This is a genomic window from Candidatus Liberibacter americanus str. Sao Paulo (assembly GCF_000496595.1).
Taxonomy (GTDB): domain Bacteria; phylum Pseudomonadota; class Alphaproteobacteria; order Rhizobiales; family Rhizobiaceae; genus Liberibacter; species Liberibacter americanus.
Genome location: NC_022793.1, coordinates 57,796 through 81,800 on the forward strand (window position 1 = coordinate 57,796; position 24,005 = coordinate 81,800).

Sequence of the window (24,005 nt, forward strand, 5' to 3'; positions counted from 1 at the left end):
TGTGCAAACTGTTGCGTAAATTAATAATGTAAAGGAGAATATGATGGCATCTACTGAAAATAAGGGATCTATCAAAGAAAAGGCGTGTAAAATTAAGCCTTACCTCTATAAATTAATTTTACCTTTAATTATTTTGATTTGTTTATTAGCAGGAGCGGTATTTTACTTATTTAGTTATAGTAATACATCTTATGATCCTGTGGTAGATAGATTTTCAAATGCAGTAATTTTATTTGAAAATGATAATTTTGACGAAGCTGATAAAGCTTTTCAAAAAATATCTTCCCAAGGAATAAATCCTTATTCTTTCTTAGCACGTATGTATAGTGCATCGATACTTGTTAAAAAAAATGATTTACATAATGCAGCAAATAAACTTCTAGCAATTGCCGATGACAATGCTATTCCTTCTATAATTCGTGATATAGCAACTATAAACGCTGTTCAGATTCTTATAGATCATGCAAAATATGATGAGATATCTAAAATATTACAAAAGTTTAATAATCCATCGAGTAATATGCATTACTCGGCGACCCGAATCCTTGGATTGGCTGAATTAAAAGCTGGAAATATTGAAAAGGCAAAAAAAATATTAGAAAGCATCACTAAAGATACTAGAGCTAATCCTAGGTTAAGAGATAGTAGTAAAATGATACTCGAAAATATTGCCTCTTCTGGCAAGATAAAATAAGAAAATTAATTTTTTTGTGAAATAAATATGGTCTATACGATTGCCATCGTTGGAGCTCCAAATGTCGGTAAATCTACTCTTTTTAATCGCCTTGTTAAAAAGAGGATGGCTATCGTTGGAAATATTAAAGGTATAACTCGTGATCGTTTATATGGAATCGCGACTATTAACGGATTAGAGTTCAATATTATTGATACAGCTGGAATAGAGGAAGGAAATAAAAGCTCCATCGTAAAAAAAGTTAAAGATCAAACAGAATTAGCTATTTGTGAAGCACATATAGCTCTTTTTGTTATTGATTTTAAGGCTGGTATTACACCTTATGATAGTTTAATGGCTAAATTCCTGCGAAAAAAGGATATACCTATTGTTGTTGTAGCCAATAAAATGGATACAAGAATAGCCAACAGTAACTTTTATGATATATTCTCACTTGGTTTTGAAGATATAGCAGATATTTCTGCTGAACATGGAAGCGGAATATCTGAACTTTACAATATAATTATAAAATGCATAAAAAAAAGCTATCCTAGCAGTAACATAGAAAATCTAGGTTATTATTCTAATACAGGCAAAATAGACTATGAAAGCGATCATAATAAGATCGTCATGAAAAAAAAATCTGAAAAAATCAGTAAAAAGCCTATACGCATCGCTGTAGTTGGAAGACCTAATGTTGGAAAATCAACTCTTATAAATCGTTTTGTTGGCCATAATCGCCTTGTATCAGCAGCTGAAACTGGAACCACTAGAGATTCAATTGCTGTACAATGGAATTGGAATAATCATCTAATCGAAATGATTGACACAGCAGGCATGAGGAAAAGTGCTCGTATTGTGGAAAGAATAGAAAAGCTTTCTGTAGAAAAAAGTTTAAAATCTATACGTGCCTGCGAAACAACGATAGTTGTTTTAGACGCAACCGTACCTTTAGAAAAACAGGATCTGCAAATAGTAGATTCAGTACTTATTACAGGAAGAGCGGCTGTTCTTGCTTTTAATAAGTGGGATATGATAAAAAATAGATCAGAACTTCTACAAGATCTACGCAAAAAAACAATAAATAATTTGCCGCAAGTAGGAAATATTAGAATAGCTACTATTTCAGGGAATACAGGAGAAGGTCTTAATGATCTTATGTCATCTGTATTGGAAATAAATAAGTTATGGAAAATTAGAATCACAACCAGCCGTCTTAACATTTGGATGAAAGAAACTCAAATGAAAAATATGGCTCCAACAGTATCCGGTCGTTATAATAACTTAAAATACATAACACAAATAAAATCATCACCTCCTTCTTTCGCAATATTTTGCAGCTATCCGAAAGATATACCTGAATCTTATAAAAGATATTTGATGAATAGATTGAGAATTGATTTTTCTTTATCAGGAATTCCAATCAGAATGAGCTTTCGATCATCTAAAAACCCTTATGTTTAAAAATAAAACAATTAACCAGTTAATATATAGAAGATTATTGTATTTATTAAAATTAGATAGAATAATTATAAATTATTAATCCAAAGGTGTATATAAATAAAATATATATTATCGCTGTATAAATATATTTATTAATATCTTATATATAAAATATAATTTACTTATATATTTTGATAATAATATATTTTTCACAATAAATTAGTTAAAAATTTTTTTAAAAGATAGATATGTCGTGTTACGACCTGAATATTTAGCTTTTTCCTCATAATATGTTGGAACCCAATCATTAAAAGGATTTGTCCAATTTGAGCTATCTTCTGCGATCCACTGAAACGAATTATTGTTAAAAAAATATAATAATGTCCAATTAACATAATGATTAATATCGGAAGCAAAGTAAAACATACCATTTCGCTTTAAAACACGCGCAAAACGATTAATGTTCTTTTGAGAAATAAATCTTCTTTTCCAATGTTTTTTCTTAATCCAAGGATCAGGATATAAAAGATAAATTACATCAATAGAATTACTAGGAAGCCAATCCAATAAATTAATTGCATTATCATCATAAAGAAGAATATTACTTAGTTTTAAGTCTTCTAAGCTTTTAACACACTTTGCCAGTGAATTTACAAATGGCTCTGCTCCAATAAAACCAACATTAGGATTATTTATAGCTTGTCTGAGCAAGTGCTCACCTCTTCCAAAACCTATTTCTAATCTAACCTCATTGACAGGTATTGGAAAAATATCATTAAATGGAAATGCTGGAGATAAATCAAGATCAATTTTCCATTTTGGCAAATGATTATTTATTATATATAGAAGATAATCACTTAATGATCTACCACGACAACGTCCATATAATAATTCAGACGGAATACGGCTATTATCATTATGCATAAATTACTCACAAACCAACACTATTTCTAAGAGAATCAACTAAATTCAATGACTCCCAAGGAAAAAAACCATCCTTATCCGCAATACGTCCAAAATGTCCATAAACAGAAGTTTTTGCATAAATCGGCCGATTAAGATTAAGATGTTCACTTATACCAGAAACAGAAAGATCCATTAATTCACTGATTGCTTTCTCAACTATAACTTCATTAATTTTACCAGAATTATGAAGATCTACAAAAATAGACAACGGTCTTGATATTCCAATTGCATAAGAAAGCTGTATAGTACAGCGGTCAGATAAACCAGCTGCAACGATATTTTTTGCTAAATAACGAGCTGCATAAGCAGCAGTTCTATCAACTTTGGTAACATCTTTTCCAGAGAAAGCCCCTCCTCCATGAGGAGCAGATCCTCCGTACGTATCTACCATGATTTTTCGGCCAGTTAAGCCAGTATCTCCATTTGGTCCTCCAACAATAAATTTACCTGCAGGATTTATATACCATCTGCAATTAGAAGATATTTTAATACCTTTTAAAGCCATAAGAATATAAGGCTCTACGACAGACTGAATTTTATCTCTATCCCAAAAAGGGTTATAATGTTGTGTGGATAGCACTATTGATTCAACTTCAAAGGGCTTCTTATCTACATAACGGATAGTAATTTGACTCTTAGCATCAGGACCTAACTCAGATACATCATCATCCCAACTATTTTTACGTGCATCAGCAAGAAATCTAAGGATACGATGTGCATAATAAATTGGAGCAGGCATAAAATCTGATGTTTCCCGACAGGCATATCCAAACATAATTCCTTGATCACCAGAACCTTGATTGCTATTATCATCGATAGCATTATCAACACCACGTGCGATATCAATAGATTGGGAGTGCAATAATATTTCAATATCAACTGTCTCCCAATGGAATCCGTCTTGTTCATAACCAATATGACGTATTACTGAACGAACAAGTATTTTAAATTTATCCTTATCTACAACACACTTACCAGTTATAGGATCTACTTTTGAAAGGCTATCCGGAAGACGCACCTCTCCTGCAACTATAACCCTATTTGTCGTAACCATAACCTCACATGCAACACGAACATTTTTCACATCCATTTTGCTAATTACGGCTTCGCGGTAAACAAAATCGACAATTTCATCAGATATACGATCACATATCTTATCAGGATGCCCCTCTGAAACGGATTCACTAGTAAAAAGATAATCAGTACGCATTTTTCACCCCTAGAATATCTTGCATATGACTAAAAAATAATTACTGTATAACTATCGGTAAAAACAAACAGAATCAACATATTGTAACAAATTGAATCTAAAAAGTTACACTATTGAAATATGCTGCTTTTTATTAATTTTCTTAACTTTTTATTATAAATTTAAAAATCAATATTTTATATGCTAAATTAGTGTAAAAATAAGAGTAAAATTGATAGTAGCAAACAGAAATTAATCGAACTATCAATCTAATATTCTTTTAATGCAATTGAAGATCATATATAATCCCAATCTACGGTAAGACAATATTAGAAAATAAAAAAATGGGGCAACATAAACACTTATAAGGCATAAATCTACAAAACATTAGCAGAAGAAACAACAGACAGCAATAATGCTACAATAAATTCAAAAAAGAATAATCTATATTGAAACAAAGCATCATAATAATATCAAATATACTAATAAAATACGATTAAAGAACTTCTTATGTAAGCGCTACAATTTTCCATAGCAATCCTAAACCAACCTCCTGTTACATACATTAGCAATATATAGGAAGTATTTCGATCTATATCATATATTTTTCAAAATCATAAATAATGATATAGCAATATAACAAAATTTATTCTTGTATAAAAGAGAAAATATATTGTTTAAAATAGGATAAAATTAAAAAAAATATCTTATCAAATATATAAAATATACAGTGCTTCTATAAACGTTAATTTAAGAACAAAGGCAAATAAAATTTAATTTAAATATCCTTTCTTTATTAATTTATCCCATAAATCTATATCAAAATAATAATAAATAAAGATAACGAATAGAAAAATCTTAGGCATTGAAATATCAAAGTTGATTTCCTATGTTAGGACGACAGATAACCCCGAAAACGCAAATTAAGTCTCGGGGTTAAACCAAAAAAATTGTTAAATCAAAAGTAAATACTATATCAGTGATATTATTTATTACGTCATAAAGACTATCACATAATTAGTAATTTTAAATCTATATAATCTAGCATTCCATCTCATCTTTTTCTATTACAATACTTTTATTCTTTTCTATGGATACTATAGATTTAACCAATTCTATTATTTTCTGACGAGCTCTGACATCTTGTATACGAACAAAATACCGATTTAGCTGCAATCCCTCAGAAGAAGAAAGAAAATCTATAACGCTATTTTCTTCGGAAGAAGATTCAGAATTAATCGCTGGCGCGACATCAAAAAAAAATGAAATTGGGATATCAAGTGCTTTTGCAATGCTCTGCAGACGACTAGCACCCACTCTATTGGTACCCTTTTCATATTTTTGTACCTGTTGGAATGTTATACCCAAACTATCGCCGAGTTTTTCTTGGCTCATTCCTAATATTGTTCTACGAAAACGAATTCTTTTACCAACATTAATGTCAATTGGGTTAGGACTTTTTTTATTTTTAATCATAATTTATGGCTCTGATATATAATATACATGTTAAAAAAATAAATATTGTGTTCAATCACTCTGGAAAATTGATAAAATTCTGAAACATGTTTCAATAAAATAGTTAAAAAAAAGAAATCAGCGCAAGTTATATATAAAAATTCAATCAACAAAATAACTGTGGATGAAGAATAATTACATATTCAGCATGCCACCTCTAATCTAATTTTCTATAAAGCTATAATAGCTAAAAGTAATAAAATTAATTCAATAATCCAAAAGTTTCTCATCCTAATTTCTGAATGAATATTAGTTCTTAGCGTAGATTGGAAGTATATGTCAATGGATTCACTACTATCTATACTGATAGACCAAATAATATTACTTTTTGAATCAAAAAATGCAGAAATTCCATTATTAGCAGATATAATTAACGGCAATCCAGTTTCTACTGCTTTAATTCTTGCATATCTCAAACTTTGATAATACCCGCCCATACTACTTGTCATCCAATAATCATCTATTAAGTATATAATAGAATTAATCGAATAGACGTTACTAATAATATCAATATGGAATAATATCGATGAAAAAATAAGAGGGTATATTTCTTTATGAGTATAAAATGAATGATTTTTAAGAAAATTTAAATAATAAAAATTTAATTTATCAGCAATTCTATATGCTGAATATTTATTCAAACTCATAATATTTTTTACATCGCTATCATTTAAAAATTTACCCTTATTGTCCATAACACGTATTGGCTTATAAAAGATATTTTTTCCATTAGAAAATTCTTTCGCTGTTCGCATGGGTCGAAAAACTAATAATTGTCCTTTTTTAAGAACACTAGATACTCGCTTTAATATCTGAGGACTGTCCAAATAAGAAAAAAAAGATGTATCTCCCGCCCAAACAATCACAGTAGGTTCTTTATCTTGTGATGCCCCTGGAATAGATGTAATGGATAAATAATGTTCTAAAATATTTTCTTTTGATTCTTTATAAGTTAAATTAATTTTAGGCTTAACAATACGTATTATCGGCTCTTTTTTAACAATTGTCTGTGATCCTTCTGAAGTATCTTCCAATTTCCACATCCCATATGAAATATGTAAAACCAAAAGGATACTAGAAATACTCATTCCTAGATGCATATCCTGTCTTGTCCCAAATAAAGCAGGAGATGCAAAACAAAATACGCTCAAAGCGTTTATTCCAAACAATCCTATAAAATGTACGGATTGCATCATAGTAGGTATTGGCATGGCAGCATATCCTATAGAATTCCATGCCGTACCTCCTATAATCCAACTGCGAAGCCACTCACATAATCCAAAAGAAAATGCAATAATAAAAATACGACCTATGCCTTCAGACCATAATATAGATGATAAAGAAGTCGCTATCCCATAAAAAATGGCAAAAAAAGCTGGGATTATAACACATAAAATTATTACGTCCAATGATGGCCAAAATACAACAGTATTTCCCATAAAGACTTCTTTTATCCACCATAGTCCAGCAATAAAATAACCAATACCAAAAGACCATCCAACTAAAAAAGATGATATAATCCTACTTATGGAATACACTCTGCCAGAAAATGAAGAAATTCCATCAAGTAACCATACTAATAATGTAAAAGAAACAAAAGAAGCAAAGAATAAGTCCAATGGGGGAATAGCAAAACTACAAATAAAGCCAGCTAATATTGCAAGGAAATATCGTCTTATTCCTGCTAAAAGCATGATTTTTCCAGCTATATTACCCAATTTAAGATATCCTCATATAAAATTATCATAAATAAAAATTATAGATAAAAGATCGCATAATAAAGAGCAAAATTCGTGAAATGATTTTAACTAACTATTAGAATTCATAATCTTCTTAATACGAACACGGCGAACACAACGAACATCTGAATCAAGAATTATAATCTCAAATCCAGGAATTTCCTTAATAACTTCACCTCGCACAGGGATACGATCCAAAACTGAAAAAATTAGCCCTCCTAAACTATCAACATCTTGGACACTTTCGAATACATAAATTTCTTCTCCCATAACTTTTGCTAACTCTTCTAGATCTGCACGAGCGTCTACTATAAAAGCATTATCAGCAGCAGCAGAAATAATTTCTTTTCTACTGTAACGCTCGTATTTTAAATGACCTATAAAAAAAGCAACTATATCTTCGTAAGAAACTAAACCATCTGTTCCACCGTGTTCATCTATAACAATAGCTATGTATAGCTGACTTTCTTGGATACGACATAATAAATCCGAAACTAACATAGACAATGGCACAAAAAGAACATCTTTTATTAAATTTGTTTCAGATATCATAGTGCTTAAATTAACGCTTTTAACATCACTATATTGATGAGAAATATGCGCCAATAAATCACGCATGTGCACTATTCCTATTGAATTGTCTAAACTGCCATCATAAACTGGCATCCATGATCTTCCATATTTTTCAAGCATCATCAATACTTCATATATGGTAGATTTATTTTCTATAGCATCTATACTTGCACGTGGAATCATAATATCGCAAATGCGTATTTTGCGAAATCGCAGAAGATTATTGAAAACCTCTTTTTCCATAGGTGAAAGTAAACCATCGATAGCATCATCTATATAATCTAATCCATGCTCCTTATTATTAGAAATTACTCTCCAAATTTTGTGAAACATCCGTAAAACCTTCTTCCAAAAGGAAAATAAAAATATTTTAGATAACAGTACAGATAAATTCATATATCGATTATTTTGTTTCTTCGGATGTTCGGGTAAATTTATTTTAAAGTTGATCATCGTTTAAAGTTATTTTATTTCCAAACCTAACTACGGTAGGGATCATCTATACCTAGTTTATCTAGGATAGATATCTCTAATCCTTCCATTATAAAAGCATCTTTATCATCTATATGATTATAATCCAATAAGTGTAAAAATCCATGTAAAATAATGTGAGTTAAATAATCATCAAATTTTTTATCTAATAAACTAGCTTCTTCTTCTATTATATCATAAGCAAAGACTATATCCCCTAACATTGGACCTAAATTATCTTTAGATAATGAAAAAAAAGAGGGAAAGGATAGTACATTTGTAGGTTTATTTATGCCGCGATATTCGGCATTTAGTATTTTAATAGCATTAGAATTAGTAAATACAAGTGACACCTCAACAACATCTAAAAAAGATTTTAACTTTTTTGATACAAGTAAAAGAACAGCTTCATCAAAGATATTTTTACATAATGATCGCAAATCGACAACTCGTATCCAAGAATCATCTTCCACAGCAATCTGTAAATCTATTCTAGGACAATCCATCTATTGCCTTTTTATAGAAAAAATACACTATACAGATAGTAAACAAAAAATCATCTAAAAACATAATAGTTAAACTACTTTCACATTATGAATAATTCGATATATATAAAAAATTGTTAATCAGACCTGTCAAATAGATTATAAAAAACTCTTACAGAAAAAATAATCCGATACAATTAAATTTTAAAAAATATAATGCATTGCATACGACATTATTCTAATTTTTATGAGACCAGTTCTCCATATAGAGTACTAATTTTAACATCAATTATACGAATTTTAACAATATCTCCAATAAAACAATTTTTTGTATTAAATACCACAGATTGCAACCAAGGAGAACGACCTATTAATTGATCACCTTCTTTTCCTCTTTTTTCTATCAAAACTTCTATGATTTGACCGATAAATTGTTTATTAAAAAATACTTGTTGCTCACGAAGCTTCTTCTGAAGACGCAATAATCGCTCTGTTTTTATCTCATCGTCAACTTGGTTCGACATATTAGCACCAGGAGTACCAGGTCGCTGCGAATATTTAAAAGAAAAAGCTTGTGAATAACACACTCTATCAACAAGATTCATTGTATCTTCAAAGTCAGCATCTGTTTCTCCAGGAAATCCAACAATAAAATCACCAGAAATTGCAATTTTAGGACATACTGATCTCATCTTATCAATTATTTGTAGATAATCTTGTACCGTATGTCTTCTATTCATAGACTTTAATATATTATTAGAACCAGATTGAACCGGCAAATGAAGATAAGGCATAAGCACATCTAAATCACCATGAGCTTTTACCAATCCATCATTCATATCTCTGGGATGACTAGTTGTATATCTTAATCTTTTTAGGCCTTTAATATCGGCAATTTCATACAGTAAATCACTAAAACTAAGTTTCCTACCATTCAAATCCTTTCCAGACCAAGCGTTAACATTTTGACCTAACAAAGTAATTTCACGAACTCCCTCTTTCTCAACTAGTTTACGAGCCTCTTCAACAACTTGATATAATGAGCGAGAAATCTCTGCTCCACGAGTATATGGTACCACACAAAATGTACAAAACTTATCACATCCTTCTTGTATTGTTAAAAAAGAAGAAACAGCTCTCTTTCTTTTGTATCCACCATCTACTATAGCAAGGCTATCAAATTTATCTTCTACAGAATAATCAGTTTCTACAACTCTTTTGCCAAATCTAACTCTCTCCAATAATTCAGGCAAACGATAATAAGTCTGAGGACCAATAACTATATTAACTATAGGAGCACGGTTTATAATTTCTTCTCCTTCAGCTTGAGCCACACATCCAGCAACAACTATTATTGTATCTTTACCCTTCTTTATACGTTCATCTTTTAGTTTTCTTAAACGTCCCAAAGATGAATAAACTTTTTCAGCAGCTTTTTCTCGTATATGACAAGTATTGAGAACTATTAGATCTGCATCATCTATAGAATCAGCTCGCCCATATCCCTTAGCAAAAAAGATATCTTCCATACGAGAAGAATCATATACATTCATTTGACAACCATAGCTCTTAACAAAAAACCTTTGCTGATAAACATTCTGATTGACAACTTGACATAACATATTTACAGCACCCATAGTTTGTGAAAACATTTTTTTTAATATAAGATATAATTAATAACCCTTTATATTAATAAAAATTATCTCTAATAAACAATTATATTAACTCATATCTATAATATGAAATATATTTTTTTTAAAAAACAACATAGAAATATAACTTCCTAAATAGTACATGGACGACGCAAATAAATAGGTGAAGGAGAATTTTCAGTTTTTCCCATACCTAATCTAGCAAGAACATCCATTGGAAAATAGTAATCTTCTCCCTTGATACCATTAATCGCATCAAAACCTGATCCAATAATTTCTCCTTCAAAAATTTTAATCTCATAACAAGCTTGATCATAATTTATAAGGATAGGATCAGATAAAGGAACAGCTGATTTAGAAAAAATCTGAAAACAAAACTTTTCGAATAACATATTTACCAATACCATCACAGGACGACTAGAATTAACATCAAGATACGAACAAGCCAAAACCTCTAAATTACCAACCCCAAAAGACGGCCTATTCAAACATAAAGATAAACCACGTGCGGCAGCAATAGAAACTCTAACTCCAGTAAATGATCCCGGCCCTAATGAAGTTACAATACGATCAATCTGAGTTATGTCTATTGCAGAAGATTTTAGCGCACAATCTATAGCATGAATCAAGTGCTCAGCATGACCGCGTCCTAAAGTCTTTAAATAAGAACCTAAAATACGATTTGTATTGCCGTCGTAAACAGCAACAGAACAATCTGCTCCCGTAGTATCAAGCGCCAAAACTATCACAAAAAATATCCATTCTAAACTAGGCGAATATCATTTACTTCAGGAACAAAATGATTCATTATGTTCATAACACCATACTTTAGAGTATCAGTGGCAGATGGACATCCCGAACAAGATCCTTGCATTCTTAAAAAAACAGTGCCCTCCCGATATCCTTTAAAAACTATATCTCCGCCATCTCTAGCTACTGCAGGCCTAACACGTTTATCTAACACATCTTTTATTTTATTAATAATATTACTATCACATTCATAACTTTCGTTGCTTGAATCATTCCAATCAAAACAACCATCAGAAATAACCGGAGAATCAGATATAAAGTGCTCCATAATAACACCCAGAATAGGCGGCTTCAGCTGATCCCAATCACATGTATTTTTTGCAACAGTTATAAAATCATATCCTAAATAAACAGATGAAACGCCTGATATTTCAAAAATTCGAGATGCAAGAGGAGATATTAAAGCTTCTTCTGCGTTAGAAAAATGTACAGTTCCTCTCTCTAATACAACTCTTCCAGGAATAAATTTCATAGTATCGGGATTAGGAGTAGATTCGGTTTGTATAAACATAATAACTCATCTATTAAATGAAATCTATTGAAGCAATTATTAAAATCTTTCAGAAATAATTAAATAATTACCAACATACCATGATTATAACATACCATATATCTTAATAACAATAGCTCTATAAAAATCACGAATATAATTTATCATTTTGCATTTGCAGGGATCTTACGACGATCATTCGCTTTTTGATACGCAAGCTGTTTATGATAATCACAATAGGGAGAATCATTATTTACATCACCGCCACAAAAAGAAAAATCTTTACCAAAAGGATCACCTATAGGCCACTTACATGTATCTTCCGTTAATTCCATCAATCTCAAACAACGAGAAATAGGCACAATAACTCCTGAAGGTTCATGGCTGTTCTTTGATTTATACTTATTTTTTTTCTTTTGAATAGCAACAGAAGATTGAGCTCTTAGACCATATTCTCGAACACAAATATTGGAACTATGTTGATTCTTAGATGAAGGATCTCTTGATTTTGAGTGTTTACGACCAGATGAAGACTGTTTCCTATCCTCAGATTTGACACGATTAGAAAGGAATAACCTATGCACCTTACCAATAACAGCATTGCGACTGACACCTCCAAGCTGTAAGGCAATCTGCCTAGCACTTAAACCTTCTGACCAAAATCTTTTAAGCTTATCAATTCTTTCATTAGTCCAGACCATCTGTATTTACCTACCTTCTAAAATTTCCAGCCATATGCTAAAAAGATCCTAAGACAACAAACACTCAAAGAATCATCAATGATAACTAATTATTAACTATGAACCTTATTCATACCTTATCTAAGCGTCAATAGAATGCAAAAAGTATCTTGGTTAAATAAAATGACGCTAAAAATATCTAAAAGATTATAAAATACGCAATTTTCTTTTTAAGAGAAATATGATTTATTAAATATTCTACCGAAGAAGTAATGCTATAAATGATCTGATTTATATTATAAATAGCCTAAATAGGGAAAATTAAATGAACAGTAATAACCACTTGTTTGATACTTATAATCGAACAAATGTTCGTTTCATAAAAGGGAAAGGTTCATGGCTTTTCTCTGAAGATGGCACTCCTTTCCTAGATTTTGCATCTGGAATCGCAGTCAATTCACTTGGGCACTCACACCCAGCGTTAGTATCAGTATTAAAATCACAAGCTGATAATCTATGGCATATCTCAAATCTTTATCAATCAACAGCACAAGATATTTTTGCAAATAATCTAGCAAAAAACGCTTTTGATGGGAAAGTTTTCTTTACTAATTCTGGATCCGAATCAGTAGAATGTGCAATTAAAACAGCACGTCGTTATCATTATATGAGGGGAAACAAAAATAAATTCCGTATCATTACATTTGAAGGAGCATTTCATGGAAGAACCTTGGCAACAATAGCAGCGGGTGGAAAACCACAATATTTAGAGGGATTCGGCCCAAAAGCTGAAGGCTTTGATCAAGTTAAATTTGCTGACCTCAAATCTCTTGAAAAATGTATTAGCAAAGATACTGCAGCTATTTTAATAGAGCCTATACAAGGGGAAGGAGGAGTTAGAAAGGCGCCGATAGAATTTCTGCGGAAATTGCGCGAAATTTGCAATAGTATTGACGCGCTTCTCATTCTTGATGAGGTCCAAACAGGATGCGGCAGAACAGGAAAACTATTTGCTTATGAATGGTCTAATATCACACCTGATATAATGGCTCTTGCTAAAGGATTAGGCGGAGGGTTCCCAGTTGGAGCATGCTTAGCAAAAACCGAAGTGGCTAAGTATATGAATGTTGGATCACATGGATCTACATACGGAGGAAACGCATTAGCAATGGTAACAGGCAATAAAGTGCTTGATATAATTCAATGTAAAGATGTTCTTGAAAATGTTTGCAATATTTCTAAAATATTATTTGAAGGGCTACAAAATATTAAAAATCGTTTTCCTAACATACTATTAGAAGTAAGAGGACAAGGATTATTAATAGGGCTAAAAACAGTATTTCATCCAAATATTATGGCAAATAAAATGCAAAGTGAATGTTTGCTAGTAGCTCCAGCCAGCGATAATGTAGTAAGGATAACCCCCCCTTTAAATGTAACTGCTGAAGAGATAAATGAAGGGCTAAAACGCATAACTAGAGCCATAAAAGAGTAGATATAAATAAAATAATATATAAATATATACTACATTATAAGTTTCATATAAATTAAAGGTTCCAATATCATGGGATATCCAAAGCATTTTCTTGATTTAGCACATATATTAAAATCTGATCTTTCTTACATAGTTGAAAACGCAAAAAAAAACAAATCTTCACCAAATCAAATTTTAAGTGAAAAGCCTCTGTCTGGAAAAGTGCTAGCGATGATTTTTGAGAAACCATCAACTCGTACCCGAGTATCTTTTGAAGTTGCTATGAAGCATCTAGGAGGTGAGACAATATTTTTATCAGGAGTAGAAATGCAGCTTGGACGAGCTGAAAAAATAAGCGATACAGCAAAAGTATTATCTCGTTATGTAGATGCTATAGTGTTTCGAACAACAGATCACTCACGACTACTAGAATTAGCAGAAAATGCAAAGATACCTGTGATTAACGCTTTAACCGATGACACACATCCCTGCCAAATTATGGCTGATATCATGACTTTTGAAGAGCATCGAGGATCCATAAAGGATAAACTATTAGCTTGGACCGGCGACGGTAATAATGTTCTACACTCTCTTATAGAAGGAGCAGTAAGTTTTGGCTATATATTAAACATCTCCACACCGATTGGATCAGAGCCTAAAAAATCATACTTAAATTGGGCTATAAACAAGGGAGCATCTGTAACATTGTTTAACGATTCCCAAAAAGCTGTTAAAGATGCACACTGTGTTTTAACGGATACGTGGATATCTATGAATCAAGAATTTAGAGCAAGGGCAGAAAGCATATTTCATCCATTTCAAGTGAATTCAAAACTAATGGCATTAGCACATCCTGATGCATTATTTATGCACTGCTTACCTAGTCATAGAGGGCAAGAAGTGACAAATGAAGTAATGGATGGACATCAGTCAGTAGTTTTTGACGAAGCTGAAAACAGACTCCATATTCAAAAATCTATTCTATCATGGTGTTTTGATGTTATTTGATTAGCGCTATATTCAGATGATATAATTTATATGTTATTAATCTTGCATCAGCAATATCATTTAAAATAAATAACATTATTGTGCTAATATAGGAAATAACAAACTCCAGAAAAATTAGATACCAATATTCACCAGCAACAGGAGATGATTAGATAGTGCTTAATATTGTTAAAAATATAACATGGCGTAGCTTATTACTTTTAGACCCAGAAGCGGCGCATCGTTTATCAATCTTAGCCTTAAAGTCAGGGTTACTATCATCTTTATCTGTAAAGAACGATCCGAATCTCAGTGTAAAAGTTGCTGGAATATCATTCCCTAATCCCTTAGGAATGGCAGCAGGATATGATAAAAACGCTGAAGTTCCGCTAGAATTATTAAAAATAGGCTTTGGATTTGTAGAGATAGGAACTGTTACCCCTAATCCACAATCCGGCAATCCGCGCCCTCGTATTTTTAGACTAATGAACGAAAAGGCAATAATAAATCAACTAGGATTTAATAATAAAGGACACAATGAAATATTTACAAGTCTTTGCAAAATAAAAAAAACAGCTCCTATTGGTGTCAATATAGGAGCAAATAAAGATAGCAAAAACTTTATTTTAGATTATGTATCAGGTATTCACAAATTCTTTAAAATTGCATCTTATTTTTCCATCAATATTTCATCTCCTAACACACCAGGTCTAAGAAACCTTCAAAAAAGACTAAACCTTAAAAATCTGCTTACCAATATAATGCAAGCTAATGAAGCACTTTCTCAACAAATTGAAGGAATTATTATTGCAAATACCACACTATCCCGTGAAAACTTAAAAAATCCAATGAACTATACAAAAAATGGAGGATTATCTGGACTTCCTCTTTTTACAAAATCTACAATAATCCTTGCAAAAATGAGGAAACGCGTTGGCCAAAATATGGCTATTATTGGGACTGGAGGTATATCTTCTACAGAAGATGCAATCGAAAAAATAATGGCTGGTGCAAATTTGATACAACTTTATACAGCAATGATATATGAAGGAATATTACTACCAAAGCGCATTATTAAAGGATTATCTAATTTTCTTAATAAAGAAAAAACAAACTTAGAAGATATACGTGGTACACGCATTGAATACTGGGCTAATAAAGCAATATAAGTATCATTTTATAATTATTGTTACATATAAAAAAGTTGATATGTTAGGAGAATATGTATAGTAATTAAATGTGGGATGTCTGGTTCTTTGAAATCATAGAAGTTGAAATATACTAATATTTATAGAGTAATAATCCCCAAAAAAATGCTAGAAAAAACTAAAATAGTACTAAACTTTATTTTAAAAATATCAGTAATGATATTGCTATTAATTAACCCTTTTATATCTATATCTATTGCAGAGACAGATAATCTACCTTATTATATATTGATAGATAATAATACCGGAAATGTAATAAAAGAAAACCATCCTGATCATCCGTGCCATCCTGCATCTTTAACAAAGTTAATGACTTCTTATGTCGTTTTTTCCTTGCTTAAACGAAAAAAGATATCACTTGCGACACCAATTTTTATTAGTAAGCACGCCTCTATACAAGAACCATCAAAAAGCCCTTTTAATCAAGGAAGAGTGCTTACGCTTGATAACGCTTTAAAACTACTAAATGTAAAATCAGCAAACGATATAGCTGTCGCAATTGCTGAATCTATTTATGGCACAGAATCAAAATTTGTCGAACAAATGAATAATATTGCAAAAAAAATGAGACTATCATCTACTAATTTTATGAATAGTAATGGAATAACTAAATACGGACATTATTCAACAGCACGTGATATGGCAATATTATCTTGGAGGATAAAAACTGAATTCCCTCAGTACTTGAATTATTTTAAAATTAAAGGAATAACAATAGACGGAAAGCAATATCCTAACACTAATTGGGCAATTGGCACATATCCAGGTGCAGATGGAATGAAAACTGGTTTTACATGTGCATCTGGTTTCAATATAATTGTTTCCGCATCACAAAACGAAAAATCTGTTATTGCTGTAGTATTAGGAGCAACAGATAGAAATATACGTAATAACGTATCCAAAAACCTACTATCAATTGGACTTAACAACAAAACAAATAAACAAATACCTAATCACATAATTAAGAACTCTTATAAGCAAGACTTATCTGATGAAGTGACAGATCTGTCTGCAAAAGTTTGTATATCAACAAATAATTCTATTAACTATCAAGCATATATAAATGAAGTAAATGAAAAGAAAAAATATTTTGATAACTTCGATGTAATAACATTGTTAGATAATGCAAAAAGCTATAAACAAGCAAATGATCACGATAAAAAACATAATACCCATATACTATGATAAAGATTGTATGAATATGGTGTATATAAAATTGATATAGTAATGACATGACTATTTTTTTGTATTTTATTCATCATGGTTTATTTGATTATAATTATTTAAATATTTTATATTAAATATCTTTTTATAATTGAATATTTGATATCTCTTAATTCTTAAATAAATTTACCATTATATAGTCATACTTTATGAAAAATTCATTGAAATAAAAATCCGAAGAAAACATTTTAAATTCATCTTGTATTATCAAAAAAATGAATTAGACTTCAATAGGTCTTTCATCCTAGAAATAGCGTCCCTTGTTTTATTGTCATTATAATCAATTGATAAGCTTTTATTATAAGACATAAGAGCATCTTCGTAATCTGCATGCATTTCGTAAGCAAATCCCTGATTAAACCAAAACTTAGCTACTCCTGGATTAATACTGATGGCAATTTTAAAATCTTCAATAGCATTATTATAATCTTTAATAGCTAAGTAAGAAATACCACGTCCATTATAATGATCTGCATATAAAGATGATAATGACATAGCTTTAGAAAAATCATCTATTGCCTTCTCATGTTTTCCTAAAACTTGATATACAAGAGCACGACCATAAAAAGCCTTAGCAGAATCAGGAGTTTTAAGTTTTATAGCATAATTGAAATCTTCAAGTGCCTTTATCGGATTATTATAATACTTAGTACGATAAACATCCCCTCTACCTATATAAGCAACACTATAATTTGGATTAATGCTCAAAGCAGAATTATAGTCTTTAAGCGCCATGGGGAAATTGCCCATTTTATAATATACTAAAGCACGATTTACATATGCCTTATAATACAATCTATCCAGATGTAAAGCTTTTTGGAAATCTTGCAATGCCTCATAAAATTTTCCATACTCCCCATAAACCACTCCACGTACATTGTAACCTTCAGGATCACGTGGATGAGATCTAATCACAGAGCTAAGAGAAGAAATATCAAGATCTTGCCTATTTTTAATATCGTTTAAAAGGTATAAGCAACCTCCTAGATGGGAAAATAAAACAAGTATCAAAAGAAATTTAACCGCAAATCGCATCATAGGCTTCGAGTTAAATATTAATCGGTAAATCCTATATCCACTAAACCATAACACTTTAATCAAATACTTGAGAGACAATGCATAACACTCCTCTTAAAATTGATTATTTACGCTTACTACGACTAACCCTAGACGCAATATATCCCTCACGCTGCGCCATCTTACGGTCTATTTTTCTAGACCTGCGGATAGCCTCAGATCTCAACCTCACTCGCTTTTGCGATGGCTTCTCATAGTAACTGCGCATTTTATACTCGCGTGGTATTCCCTCACCTTGCATCTTCTTTTTCAAGACACGCATAGCCTGCTCAACATTATTATCACGCACCAATACCAACACGTTGGATATCTCACTTCCTTTGTAAAATCACCTCTCGGAGATGAATAATCTAAAAAACAAACAATGAAGCTAATTCATACCAGAGCATGCAAAATCTGTCTAGTACCCAAATAATTTTTTAGTGATCAAAACTATTAATACCATATATTTTATCTAAAATTAATAAATAACAATTAAAAAATCAAAAAATAATTTTTATTTTTATATCAAAATATTACAATCGATATCTCAATAATTAAATTTGGATTTGCGAAGTGTCTACTCAAGTATCTATCAATCTTAATGCTATAGCAATGATTCGTAATCGCCGCAATCTTCCATGGCCAAATTTAGTTGATATAGGAAGAATATCATTACTGTCAGGAGCTTCTGGTTTAACAATACATCCACGACCAGATCAACGTCATATTCGTTTTACGGACATATCTAAACTTCGTAGATTAATTGATGAAGAATTTCCAAAAGCAGAGCTGAATATCGAAGGATATCCTAGCGAAAAATTCCTTTCCTTGTGCGAACTTTACAAGCCAGAACAAGTCACTCTTGTTCCGGATGAACCTGACCAGCTCACATCTGATCATGGATGGAATTTCATTGAAAACAAAAAACTTCTCACAGAATCTGTATCCAGATTGCAATCTTTAGGATCTAGAGTATCACTTTTCACTGATAGCGAAGGAAAAGAAGAGCCTATTAAGGCCGCTAAACAAACTGGAGCCGATTGCATTGAGCTTTACACGGGACCTTATGGAGCTTGTTATAACGATCCAAATCAAGCAATTATTCAGTTAGAAAAATTATATATTACAGCTTATATTGCTAAAGAAATGCATTTTAAAATCAATGCTGGACATGACTTAACTATACAAAACATACCAAATTTAATACATAAGATAGATTATATTTCAGAAATATCAATTGGACATGCATTTACGGCAACTGCTATAGAGCATGGCACAAGAAAAGCTGTTTTGCTTTTTCGCCGTGCTTGTGGACATTTTTGATATTAAAATTGCAACAGATTAGATTATCTTCTTATTGTAGAATAAAATTTTATGGAATAATATTATTGTATATAATAATAATAATTAGTAATATAATACCTTTTTATTCTAAATTTTGTATGAAATAATATTAAAACAACAATTAAAATAAAAAGTCTATAATCAGAATTTAAAATAATACATGTAAAATATAATATTATTAAATAATTTAATAAACATATGTTACATATTTATAATAACTATCTACTTTGATTAAAAACAATCAATATTAAGTAATAATTAATTTTATCACTAACAGAGTTGCTTGAAAAATATATTTGATATAGCCTAGAAGGCCGATGCGCAATCAGAATAGCAAATTAAACCAATGTATAATTACGAAATTATAGTAGAGAAAATAAATGCCTAAACGCCAAGAAATTAAATCCATACTAATAATAGGCGCAGGGCCGATTATGATAGGACAAGCATGCGAATTTGACTATTCTGGTACACAAGCATGTAAAGCATTGCGTGAAGAAGGATATAGAATTATTCTTGTTAATTCTAATCCTGCGACTATAATGACAGATCCAGATCTAGCAGATGCTACTTATATTGAACCCATAACTCCAGAAGTCGTAGCAAAAATCATAGCTAAAGAACGGCCTGATGCTCTTCTGCCAACTATGGGAGGACAGACAGCATTAAACACAGCGCTTTCATTAAGAAGAATGGGCGTCCTAGATCGTTATAACGTTGAAATGATCGGCGCTAAGCCAGAAGCAATTGATAAAGCTGAAGATAGATATCTCTTCAGTAAAGCAATGAAAAAGATTCATCTTGCAACACCAAAATCAATTCTTGCAAATGCCGCCGAAATTAAAAATCACGATCGTCAAATCCATGAAATAACACTAGCAAATCTAAAAGATAGACTTTGTGGAAAAGAACTAAATGATGCGTTAGACGAAATAGCAATAAAATGGGACCTAGAAGAAAACGATAGAAAAAATCGTTATATATGCCATGCTATGGCAGTAGCAATGCAAGCTATAGATGAAATAGGCCTACCTCTAATCATAAGACCATCTTTTACACTGGGCGGAACAGGTGGCGGTATAGCTTATAATAAGTCAGAATTTTTTGAAATCGTTGAAAATGGACTAAATGCTTCTCCAACTACTGAGGTTTTAATAGAAGAGTCTATCCTAGGATGGAAAGAGTATGAGCTGGAGATGATAAGGGATAAAAAAGACAATTGCATTGTTGTATGCTCAATTGAAAATATTGATCCCATGGGTGTCCATACAGGAGATTCAATTACCGTTGCACCTGCGCTGACTTTAACAGATAAAGAATACCAGAAAATGCGCAATGCAGCAATTGAAGTTATAAGAGAAATTGGCGTGGAATCTGGCGGAGCAAATGTGCAATTTGCAGTTAATCCTAAAGATGGAAGACTCGTAGTTATTGAAATGAACCCAAGAGTATCGCGTTCTTCTGCATTAGTCTCTAAAGCAACAGGTTTCCCTATAGCAAAGATATCAGCTAAATTAGCTGTAGGATATACATTAGACGAGCTTGGTAATGACATTACTGGAGGCAAAACCCCTGCTTCATTCGAACCTTCAATCGATTATATTGTGACAAAAATACCTAGATTTGCTTTTGAAAAATTTCCAGGATCTGATACAACGCTAACCACTTCAATGAAATCTGTTGGAGAAGTTATGGCTATAGGCCGAACTTTTTCTGAGTCACTCCAGAAAGCATTGCGTGGGCTTGAAACTGGTTTAAGTGGATTAGATGAAATCGAAATACCCTTGATGAGTTCAGAAAATGATAAAAATGCAATCCGCGCATCAATTAGCACTCCTTCCCCCGATAGACTGCGTAAAATAGCACAAGCTTTGCGTTTAGGGATGACAGCAGAAGAAATACATAAATCATCTAGCATTGATCCTTGGTTTATAGGTCAAATCAAAATGATAGTTGATATGGAAAATAGAATTAGAGAACACGGGATACCAACAGATTTTCAAAATCTTCATAATATCAAAGCAATGGGATTTGCAGATTATAGGCTTGCAATATTATCTGGAAAAACCAAGCATGAAGTAAGAGAATTAAGACATAGACTAAATGTAAATCCTGTTTTCAAGTGCATCGATACATGTGCAGGAGAATTTACGTCTCCTACGTCCTATATGTATTCTACATATGAAAAAACATTTATTAATCAAAGCATATCAGAAAATAAAGTTTCTGATAGAAAAAAAATTGTGATTCTTGGAAGTGGAACTAATCGCATTGGGCAGGGAATTGAATTTGACTATTGTTGTTGCCATGCTGCTTTTTCTTTAAAAGAAGCAGGATTTGAAACAATAATGATCAATTGCAATCCTGAAACTGTATCGACGGACTATGATATAGCTGATAGATTGTATTTTGAGCCATTAACAGAAGAAGATGTGCTTGAAATTTTGCATGTAGAACAAAAAAAAGGAGAATTAATAGGCGTAATAGTACAATTTGGAGGACAAACACCGTTAAAAATTGCGAAAACACTTGAGAAAAATAACATTCCTATACTCGGCACACAACCTGATTCAATAGACTTAGCCGAAGATCGTTATCGTTTCCAAAAATTATTAATGAAGTTAGGATTTAATCAGCCTAAAAACGGCATATCTCACTCAGTAGAACAAGCACGCCTGGTAGCATCTGAAATTGGCTTCCCTATTTTAATTCGCCCATCTTATGTTTTAGGAGGCAGAGCAATGCAGATTGTTCACTCTGAAAAAATGTTGCAAGGCTATCTACTTGAAACACTGCCTGAACTTGTATCAGAGGAAATCAAACAACGCTATCCAAATGATAAAACTGGACAAATAAATACACTTCTCGGCAAAAATCCATTATTATTTGATAGTTATTTATCTGATGCTATAGAGATAGATGTTGACGCTTTATGCGATAATGATCAAGTATTAGTAGTGGGAATTTTAGAGCATATTGAAGAAGCAGGAATTCATTCTGGAGATTCTGCTTGCTCATTACCATCCCGTTCACTATCAAAACAAATGACGGATGAAATAATTTTTCAAACAAAATCTTTAGCCAAATCATTAAATGTTATAGGATTGATTAATGTTCAATATGCAATCAAAGATAGCAATATTTACATCTTAGAAGTCAATCCCCGTGCATCGCGTACAGTACCTTTTGTTGCTAAAGCTATCGGCTTACCAATCGCCAAAGTTGCTGCTCGTATTATAGCAGGTGAAAGTCTTGATGATGCCATATCTGCATATGGCAAAAAACCTAATCTATATCAACTCAAACATTTTGTTGTTAAAGAATCGGTGTTTCCTTTTAATAGATTCCCTGGGATTGATATCCTACTCGGGCCTGAAATGCGATCAACAGGAGAAGTCATTGGAATTGACCATGATTTCCCTCTAGCATTCGCAAAATCACAATTAGGCGCTGGGGTGGATCTTCCACGTGAAGGGACTGTTTTTGTTTCTGTTAGAGATAAGGACAAAAAGCGTATAGCGCCAATAATAAAACTTCTAAAAAATCTAGGATTTAAGGTTATGGCAACCGAAGGAACAGCCCGCTTTCTATCTTCTTATGGTGTAGAAACTCATAAAATTAATAAGGTACTGGAAGGAAGGCCTCATATTGAAGATGCAATTAGCAATTATGAGATTCATTTAGTAATTAACACAACAGAAGGCAGCAAGGCCATAGAAGATTCTAAGTCACTAAGAAGAGCGACTTTAGTTAGGAAAATACCTTACTATACTACTTTAGCGGGAGCAGAAGCCGCGGCTCAAGCTATCCAAGCACTTAAGTCAGACAGCCTTGAAGTTTACACACTTCAAAGCTATCTTAATAATTAATTTTATGTTTTAATGCGTTTTACCCTAATTGTATTTATTAAAAAAAAGAATAAACTGTTAAAATGTAGGCGACGTTATATAATATACCAAATAAAATTTCACTAAAAAGATCTATAAGTTCCATATGCCTCTTATTATAGAAGGCGTTTTTATT

The 24,005-nt window shown here is 31.7% G+C and carries 20 protein-coding genes; 8 read left to right on the forward strand and 12 right to left on the reverse strand.

The window, feature by feature from the left end; translation table 11 throughout:
- Nucleotides 1-40: 40 nt before the first annotated feature.
- Together LAM_RS00240 and der are read left to right on the forward strand one after the other, a co-directional pair.
- The gene (locus LAM_RS00240) at nucleotides 41-694 is read left to right on the forward strand and encodes a tetratricopeptide repeat protein (RefSeq protein ID WP_081604686.1); all 654 of its coding nucleotides are present in this window, start codon (nucleotides 41-43) and stop codon (nucleotides 692-694) included.
- Between the two features lie 27 nt (nucleotides 695-721).
- Entirely contained in the window at nucleotides 722-2,137 is a 1,416-nt protein-coding gene (gene der / locus LAM_RS00245) for a ribosome biogenesis GTPase Der (RefSeq protein ID WP_007556667.1), read from the forward strand.
- A gap of 198 nt (nucleotides 2,138-2,335) precedes the next feature.
- Here the strand turns inward: der and trmB are convergent, their stop codons facing one another.
- The 10 genes from trmB to LAM_RS00295 all read right to left on the reverse strand — a co-directional run bounded on the left by trmB (nucleotide 2,336) and on the right by LAM_RS00295 (nucleotide 12,707).
- Complete coding sequence (trmB, locus tag LAM_RS00250; protein WP_007556668.1) at nucleotides 2,336-3,040, reverse strand: tRNA (guanosine(46)-N7)-methyltransferase TrmB; 705 nt, start codon at nucleotides 3,038-3,040, stop codon at nucleotides 2,336-2,338.
- A gap of 7 nt (nucleotides 3,041-3,047) precedes the next feature.
- Complete coding sequence (metK, locus tag LAM_RS00255) at nucleotides 3,048-4,292, reverse strand: methionine adenosyltransferase (RefSeq protein ID WP_007556670.1); 1,245 nt, start codon at nucleotides 4,290-4,292, stop codon at nucleotides 3,048-3,050.
- A 1,020-nt stretch (nucleotides 4,293-5,312) separates the two neighbouring features.
- A complete protein-coding gene (locus tag LAM_RS00260) occupies nucleotides 5,313-5,747 on the reverse strand; it encodes a helix-turn-helix domain-containing protein (protein WP_007556671.1) in 435 nt (144 codons plus the stop codon).
- Between the two features lie 209 nt (nucleotides 5,748-5,956).
- Nucleotides 5,957-7,504, reverse strand: coding sequence for a hypothetical protein (locus tag LAM_RS00265; RefSeq protein WP_007556673.1), 1,548 nt, complete (start codon nucleotides 7,502-7,504; stop codon nucleotides 5,957-5,959).
- Between the two features lie 90 nt (nucleotides 7,505-7,594).
- A complete protein-coding gene (locus LAM_RS00270) occupies nucleotides 7,595-8,431 on the reverse strand; it encodes a transporter associated domain-containing protein (RefSeq protein ID WP_007556674.1) in 837 nt (278 codons plus the stop codon).
- A gap of 146 nt (nucleotides 8,432-8,577) precedes the next feature.
- Nucleotides 8,578-9,075, reverse strand: coding sequence for an rRNA maturation RNase YbeY (ybeY, locus tag LAM_RS00275; RefSeq protein WP_007556675.1), 498 nt, complete (start codon nucleotides 9,073-9,075; stop codon nucleotides 8,578-8,580).
- 224 nt (nucleotides 9,076-9,299) lie between these two features.
- Entirely contained in the window at nucleotides 9,300-10,676 is a 1,377-nt protein-coding gene (gene miaB / locus LAM_RS00280) for a tRNA (N6-isopentenyl adenosine(37)-C2)-methylthiotransferase MiaB (protein ID WP_007556676.1), read from the reverse strand.
- A 161-nt stretch (nucleotides 10,677-10,837) separates the two neighbouring features.
- A complete protein-coding gene (gene tsaB / locus LAM_RS00285; protein ID WP_007556677.1) occupies nucleotides 10,838-11,455 on the reverse strand; it encodes a tRNA (adenosine(37)-N6)-threonylcarbamoyltransferase complex dimerization subunit type 1 TsaB in 618 nt (205 codons plus the stop codon).
- A 14-nt stretch (nucleotides 11,456-11,469) separates the two neighbouring features.
- Entirely contained in the window at nucleotides 11,470-12,027 is a 558-nt protein-coding gene (locus LAM_RS00290) for a NifU family protein (RefSeq protein WP_007556678.1), read from the reverse strand.
- A 143-nt stretch (nucleotides 12,028-12,170) separates the two neighbouring features.
- Nucleotides 12,171-12,707, reverse strand: coding sequence for a GcrA family cell cycle regulator (locus LAM_RS00295; RefSeq protein WP_007556680.1), 537 nt, complete (start codon nucleotides 12,705-12,707; stop codon nucleotides 12,171-12,173).
- Between the two features lie 304 nt (nucleotides 12,708-13,011).
- Here LAM_RS00295 and LAM_RS00300 point away from each other — a divergent pair, with 304 nt between their 5' ends.
- The 4 genes from LAM_RS00300 (at nucleotide 13,012) to LAM_RS00315 (ending at nucleotide 17,540) form a co-directional block, all read left to right on the forward strand.
- The gene (locus tag LAM_RS00300) at nucleotides 13,012-14,181 is read left to right on the forward strand and encodes an aspartate aminotransferase family protein (RefSeq protein WP_007556681.1); all 1,170 of its coding nucleotides are present in this window, start codon (nucleotides 13,012-13,014) and stop codon (nucleotides 14,179-14,181) included.
- Nucleotides 14,182-14,250: 69 nt separating this feature from the next.
- A complete protein-coding gene (gene argF, locus LAM_RS00305) occupies nucleotides 14,251-15,168 on the forward strand; it encodes an ornithine carbamoyltransferase (RefSeq protein ID WP_007556682.1) in 918 nt (305 codons plus the stop codon).
- A gap of 155 nt (nucleotides 15,169-15,323) precedes the next feature.
- Nucleotides 15,324-16,316: a dihydroorotate dehydrogenase (quinone) gene (gene pyrD, locus LAM_RS00310; RefSeq protein WP_023466130.1), complete on the forward strand. Its 993-nt coding sequence runs from the start codon at nucleotides 15,324-15,326 to the stop codon at nucleotides 16,314-16,316.
- Between the two features lie 144 nt (nucleotides 16,317-16,460).
- Nucleotides 16,461-17,540 carry a D-alanyl-D-alanine carboxypeptidase family protein gene (locus LAM_RS00315; protein ID WP_007556684.1) on the forward strand — a complete coding sequence of 360 codons (1,080 nt, stop codon included), beginning with the start codon at nucleotides 16,461-16,463 and terminating at the stop codon, nucleotides 17,538-17,540.
- Between the two features lie 246 nt (nucleotides 17,541-17,786).
- Here the strand turns inward: LAM_RS00315 and LAM_RS00320 are convergent, their stop codons facing one another.
- Both LAM_RS00320 and rpsU read right to left on the reverse strand, forming a co-directional pair.
- Nucleotides 17,787-18,617, reverse strand: coding sequence for a tetratricopeptide repeat protein (locus LAM_RS00320; protein ID WP_023466132.1), 831 nt, complete (start codon nucleotides 18,615-18,617; stop codon nucleotides 17,787-17,789).
- A gap of 103 nt (nucleotides 18,618-18,720) precedes the next feature.
- The gene (rpsU, locus tag LAM_RS00325) at nucleotides 18,721-18,957 is read right to left on the reverse strand and encodes a 30S ribosomal protein S21 (RefSeq protein WP_007556686.1); all 237 of its coding nucleotides are present in this window, start codon (nucleotides 18,955-18,957) and stop codon (nucleotides 18,721-18,723) included.
- A gap of 254 nt (nucleotides 18,958-19,211) precedes the next feature.
- On the opposite strand from rpsU, the gene LAM_RS00330 reads away from it, so the two are divergent.
- Both LAM_RS00330 and carB read left to right on the forward strand, forming a co-directional pair.
- Entirely contained in the window at nucleotides 19,212-19,961 is a 750-nt protein-coding gene (locus tag LAM_RS00330) for a pyridoxine 5'-phosphate synthase (protein ID WP_007556687.1), read from the forward strand.
- Nucleotides 19,962-20,362: 401 nt separating this feature from the next.
- Nucleotides 20,363-23,851 carry a carbamoyl-phosphate synthase large subunit gene (carB, locus tag LAM_RS00335; protein WP_007556688.1) on the forward strand — a complete coding sequence of 1,163 codons (3,489 nt, stop codon included), beginning with the start codon at nucleotides 20,363-20,365 and terminating at the stop codon, nucleotides 23,849-23,851.
- Nucleotides 23,852-24,005: the final 154 nt, after the last annotated feature.